This is a genomic window from Nocardiopsis listeri, assembly GCF_020741345.1.
GTDB lineage: Bacteria > Actinomycetota > Actinomycetes > Streptosporangiales > Streptosporangiaceae > Nocardiopsis > Nocardiopsis listeri_A.
The window spans coordinates 1-5,569 of record NZ_DYZD01000372.1 but is presented as its reverse complement, the minus strand read 5'-3'; the positions used below and the strand labels follow the sequence as shown (position 1 = coordinate 5,569).

Here is a 5,569-nt window from a genome sequence, read left to right as displayed (position 1 = left end):
GCCGGGCGGCCTCGGCCAGGGGCACGCGCGCCTCGTGCAGCGCGGCCTCCACCGCCTTGTGTTCGGCGGTCCCACCCGAGGGCAACGACACGGCGCGGGCCAGCAGGGTGTGTCCCAACCACAGCAGGGTGTCGGCGGGGTCGGCGCCATCCTCGACCAGTCCGGCCACCTCGTCGGGCCGGTCCAGAGCGGACCGGCCCAGGGCCTCGGCCTGGTGGGAGCGGGCCTCGGGGTCGTCCCGGGTCTCCAGCAGGAGCGAGGCGCCCACCTCGACGTCTCCTTGGCGGACCGCGGCGCAGCCGGCGCGCAGCAGCGGGTCCGTGCCAAGGGACGCCGAGACCAGTACCCCTTCGAGGCCGGCGCCGCCGAGCACCTTCGAGGGTTTCCGTCCGAACCGCCACATACCTGCCATGTCAGCGAGGTTAGGTCATGGACCGGTCGGCCTTCTCCTCCAGCTCGGTGTCGGCGCCCGGCTGCGGCTGCCCGGACGGTGTGACCGGCCCCTTGGCCTTGTCGCGGCGGTGGTTGATCACCTGCAGGGCGATCAGCGTGGTACAGGCGATGGTGCCGACCAGCACGAACCAGTGCGAGGCCACGTGGACCGACAGCAGCGACTCGGTCCACCCGGTCCACTCGGGGGCGATGAGGACCAGCGCCGAGGACAGGCCGAGGGCGATCCGTTCGCCGAGCATGGTCCGGCGCAGGAACCAGCCCTCGATGGTCATGGCCCCGGCCGCCAGTGCCACCGACCCCGTGACGATCGCGATCACCAGGTCGAGGACGGGACCATCGACCTCCATGAGCGCCGAGTAGGCCATGAGCAACGGGATCAGGTAGAGGCCCTTGGCGAACTTCCACGCGGACACGCCCGAACGCATCGGCTTGGAGTCGGCGATACCCGCCGCCGCGAACGCCGCGAAGGCCACCGGCGGGGTCACGTTGGAGTCCTGGCTGAGCCAGTACACGATCATGTGCGCGACGATGAGCGCCAGGCCCAGCTGTTCCAGCGCCGGGCCGGCCAGGATGACCAGCACCACGTAGGAGGCGGTCACCGGCAGGCCGATGCCCAGGATCAGGGAGGCCAGCGCGACCATCACCAGGGTCATGAACAGGTTCCCGGCGAAGGCGTTGACCAGCACGTCGGAGAAGACCAGGCCGAGACCGGTGAGGCCGACCACCCCGACGATGATCCCCGCGACGGCGCACGCCACCGACACCGGCAGGGTGCTGCGGGCCGCCATGACGAACACCTCCAGGAAGTCCCTCACGCTCAGGCGGCTGCCCGCCCGCAGCATGGCCACGACCAGCAGGGCGCCGCAGGCCGCCAGACCCGCCTGCGTGGGCGGCACGTAGTTGAGCAGCAGCACGATGAGCAGGACCAACGGGGCCAGGAAGTGCCAGCCCGCGCGCAACACGATCGCGAAGGCGGGGATGTCCTCACCGCTCATCGCCCCGACGTTGTGCTTGCGGGCGAGGATGTCCACGAAAAGGAACATCAGCGCGAAGTACATGATCGCGGGGATGATCGCGACCTTGACGATGTCGGCGTAGGGGATGCCCAACCGCTCGGCCATGAGGAACGCGCCCGCGCCCATGATGGGCGGCAGGATCTGGCCGCCGGTGGAGGCGGCGGCCTCCACGCCCGCGGCGTCGTGCTTCTTGTAGCCGACCTTCTTCATCAGCGGGATCGTGAACGGGCCGGTGGTGACCACGTTGGCGATGGCGCTGCCCGAGACCGAACCCATCAGGGCGCTGCCCAGCACCGCGCCCTTGGCGGGGCCGCCGACCATCCGCCCGGTGAGGACGTAGGCCAGACCGACGAAGAAGTTGCCGCCGCCGGTCTTGGACAACAGCGCGCCGAACAGGATGAACACGAACACGAAGGTGACCACCACCCCGAGCGTCAGGCCGTAGATGCCGTCGTTGCCCAGGTAGGTGTGGGTGGCGATGCGCTCGTAGGTGGCCCCCGAATGACCGAACCGGCCGGGGATCATCGGACCGATCCAGGCGTAGTACAGGAAGCCCGCCACGAGGATCACCATGACCAGCCCGACCGAGCGGCGGGTGGCCTCCAGCAGGATCACGATCGCGACCGCGCCCATGATCCAGTCCAGTTCGGTGTAGGCACCCGCGCGGCGGGCCAGTTCGGACTGGAAGACGATCGGGTAGAGGCTGACCACCACGGTGCCCACGACCATGACCAGGTCGATCACCGCGCCGACCGCGACCAGGACCGGATTGCCGTCGGCCCTGCCCTTCTTGAACGGCGGCATGATGAGGAAGACCAGCAACATCACCAGCATCAGGTGGATGAGGCGCTGCTGGCGGGCGTCGAGCCCGGCGCGCAGGGCGATGTAGAGCTGGAAGACGGTCAGGGCGATGCCGAGGAGGAGGACGGCTCCTCCCATGATCGCTCCGCCCCGACCCTCTCCCCAACGCTCGGCGGCGACCCTCCGCCAGAACGGCGGGGCGTCCTCGCCGAGACCGTCGACGTCGGGCAACGCGTCGGCGGAGGTTCCGGTCTTGGCCATGTTCTTCCTCGGGTTCACTGGGGTGTTTCGCTGGGGTGTCGGGTGATGGGTGTGTCGCACTCCGGCTGGGGGTCGGAGTCGAACAACAGCTGGAGGGTGGTGGCTCGGACGGGTTCGACGACCACCCGTCGGGAGGCCAGGCAAGGGGAGAGCCGTACCTCGGTGTCGGAGGCGGTGACACGATGGTCGACCGACGGCGCGCCCACCCGGATCGCCACCTCCGTGCCGATGTCGCGGTCCATGTCCTCGATGACCCACCACTCGCCGTCGGCCCGGCCGGTGCCTTCCCCGGGCCGGTGGCCCATGCCCGCGCCGAACTGGCGCAGTCGGGTGGAGTCGACCACCAGATTCCCGTCCCTGACCTCGATGTACTCCTCGATCGGCAGGTGGTCGATCGAGTGGACGTAGGAGATGGTGAACAGCTCACCCTCGGCCAGGGGCAGGTGGCCGAGCCGGTCCTCGTCCACGCTCAGCCGCAGCGCGGGCCACAGCGGAAGTGTCGCGACGGCCGTGGCCACCGCCCCCACGAGGAGGGCGGCGGCGATGGCGGGCCGGAGCACGGATCCCTACTCTTCGGTGGAGTCGGCCTCGGGCAGCAGATCCTCGGGGATCTCGACGCCCTCTTCCTCGTAGAAGCGAACGGCGCCCGGGTGGACCGGGACCGGACTGTTCTCGATGGTCTCCGGGACGAGGTACTCCTCGCCCGGGGCATAGACGCCGATGACCTCGTCGATGTTGTCGAACATCGCCTTGGTGATCTCGTAGGCCTGGTCCTCGTTGAACTCACCGGACACGACCAGGGCGTTCCACACCGCGATGGTGTTCACGTCGTCGTCGACGCCCGGGTAGGTGCCACCGGGGATGGTGTGCTCGGTGTAGCCGCCGTACCCGGCGACGATGGCCTCACGCTCCTCGTCGCACATCTCGATGATGTCGATGTCCTCGGTGGTGCCGAGCTCGGTGATGCCCGAGTGGCCCTCGCCCACGACCCACGAACCGGCGTCGAGCTGGTTGTTGGACAGGGCGTTGGCGGTCTCGGCGTAACCCAGCTGCTGGAGCTCGACCTCGGTCGTGGAGATCTCCAGCGTCTCGAACACCTGGTTGGTGGTGGCCTCGTTGCCACTACCGATGTCACCGACGGAGTAGCGGTTGCCCACCACGTCGGAGAAGCACTCGAAGCCCTTGTCCGCGGCGATGTCGGCCAGGGTCACCGCGTGGAACACGTTCGGGTACATGACCGCGAGGGAGTACGTCTCGGTGGGGTCGCCCTCGAAGTCGCCGGTGCCGGTGAACCCCTGGTCGGCGGCGTCACCCTGGACGATGGCCAGGTGGCCGTCGCCGCTGTTGAGGAGGCGGATGTTCTCCACGGAGGCACCGGTCGCCTCGACGGAGGCGCTCTGACCCTCCAGGTTGTCACCGATGATGCTGCGCAGCGCGCCACCGATCGGGTAGTACACACCGCTGGTGCCACCGGTGACGATGCTGAGGTCGGACTGGACCGGGGCTCCGCCGAGCCCGACGTCCTCGGTCGCCTGCTCGGCGGGTTGCGCGCCACAGGCGGCGAGCGTGACGACACTGGCGGGGATGGCGGCCAGGGACAGCAATGTGCGTCGCATGGTCGGTCGGTCCTCTCGGATGTTCTGGGGGCAGGGGGGAATCGGGGCGTGTGACCGGGGCCACTCTCCGTCGCCAGAAAGGTAGTGGTCCCACCCCTGGCGGGGACATCCCCACGGGCGGAATTTGAGCCTTTCCTGAGGTTCGGACCCGGTTGCTATCGTTCGGACATGGCGCGGCCCCCCACCCACCGTCTGTGGGCGACCACCCGAGTCCTGACCGTCGGTCTCCTGACCGTCTGTCTGCTCTCCTGGTCGCACCCCCCACGCTCGGATCCGCTCCGCCTGGCCATCGGCACGGGCGGCAGCGGCGGCGTGTACCACGTCTATGGCGCCGGGCTGGCGAGGGTGACCGACCCCGACCCGGACACCCAGATCACCGCCCTGACCACCGCGGCGAGCGTGGAGAACAACCGACTGGTCGCCTCCGGTGCGCTGGACGCCGCCTTCACACTCGCGGACGTGGCCGCGCTGGCCGTCGAGGGCCGGGAACCGTTCGATCGGCCGCTGCCCATCAAGGCGATCGCCCGGCTGTACGACAACTACACGCACGTGGTGGTGCGCGCGGACTCCCCCTATGAGGAGGTCGCGGACCTGGCCGGGGCCTCCGTGTCGGTGGGCGCCAGGGGTTCGGGCACCGAGATGATGGCCGAACGGCTACTGAGCACCGCGGGTCTGGAGGAGAACACCGACTCGGACGTGACCCGGCACCGGTTGTCCATCGGAGGCTCGGTCCGCGCGTTGGAGGAGGGGCGCGTCGACGCGTTCTTCTGGTCCGGAGGGCTGCCGACCCAGGCCGTCTCCGACCTTGCCGCGCGGACCCCGGTGCGTCTGCTGGACCTGTCCGAGCACGTTCCGGAGCTGGTGGACGAGCACGGGGAGTTCTACTCCGAGCTCCCGGTGCCGGCCGGGACCTACGAGAACGTGCCCGCGGTGCGCACCATAGGGGTGCCGAGCCTGATGGTGGCCGGCTCCCGGATGCCGGACCGGACGGCCCGGGAGTTCACCCGGCTCCTGTTCGAGTCACAGAACGCGCTGGTGGAGATCCACCCGGTCGCCCTTCACCTGCACCCGCGATCGGCCATCGCCACCCTGCCGGTGCCCCTGCACCCGGGTGCCACCACCTACTACCGGTCGGTCAAGTACGCACACGACGAACGCACCTCGGCCCCCTAGGGCGTGTTTGACGGATCTTGAGTCTCGGGTCTGTGGCTCTCAAAGCCGGTGTACAACCGAGGTATGAGCCGCAGATTCGAGCTCACCGATGACGAGTGGGACCTACTCCGACCCCTGCTGCCCCCGACCACACCCCAACGCGGTGGACGATGGCGCGAGCACCGCCAGGTCCTCAACGGCATCATCTACCGCACCCGCACCGGGATCCCCTGGCGTGACCTGCCCGAACGATACGGGCCCTGGAGCACC

Annotated in this window: 5 protein-coding genes and 1 pseudogene; 2 read left to right on the top strand and 4 right to left on the bottom strand. The window is 69.3% G+C overall.

Translation table 11 applies throughout. The features are described from left to right. The 4 genes and pseudogenes from K8V84_RS19990 to K8V84_RS19975 all read right to left on the bottom strand — a co-directional run. A pseudogene (locus K8V84_RS19990) lies at positions 1-403 on the bottom strand (hypothetical protein); the annotation flags it as partial. Between the two features lie 19 nt (positions 404-422). Continuing rightward, positions 423-2,531: a TRAP transporter fused permease subunit gene (locus K8V84_RS19985; protein ID WP_304077216.1), complete on the bottom strand. Its 2,109-nt coding sequence runs from the start codon at positions 2,529-2,531 to the stop codon at positions 423-425. Positions 2,532-2,545: 14 nt separating this feature from the next. Continuing rightward, positions 2,546-3,076, bottom strand: a complete 531-nt coding sequence (locus tag K8V84_RS19980; protein WP_304077218.1) for a DUF1850 domain-containing protein — start codon at positions 3,074-3,076, stop codon at positions 2,546-2,548. Between the two features lie 21 nt (positions 3,077-3,097). After that, the gene (locus K8V84_RS19975) at positions 3,098-4,147 is read right to left on the bottom strand and encodes a TAXI family TRAP transporter solute-binding subunit (RefSeq protein ID WP_304077213.1); all 1,050 of its coding nucleotides are present in this window, start codon (positions 4,145-4,147) and stop codon (positions 3,098-3,100) included. 168 nt (positions 4,148-4,315) lie between these two features. On the opposite strand from K8V84_RS19975, the gene K8V84_RS19970 reads away from it, so the two are divergent. Next, positions 4,316-5,320, top strand: a complete 1,005-nt coding sequence (locus K8V84_RS19970; protein ID WP_304077210.1) for a TAXI family TRAP transporter solute-binding subunit — start codon at positions 4,316-4,318, stop codon at positions 5,318-5,320. 63 nt (positions 5,321-5,383) lie between these two features. Beyond that, positions 5,384-5,569 (top strand): transposase (locus tag K8V84_RS19965; protein WP_304077208.1); only part of this gene is annotated, 186 nt, incomplete at its 3' end.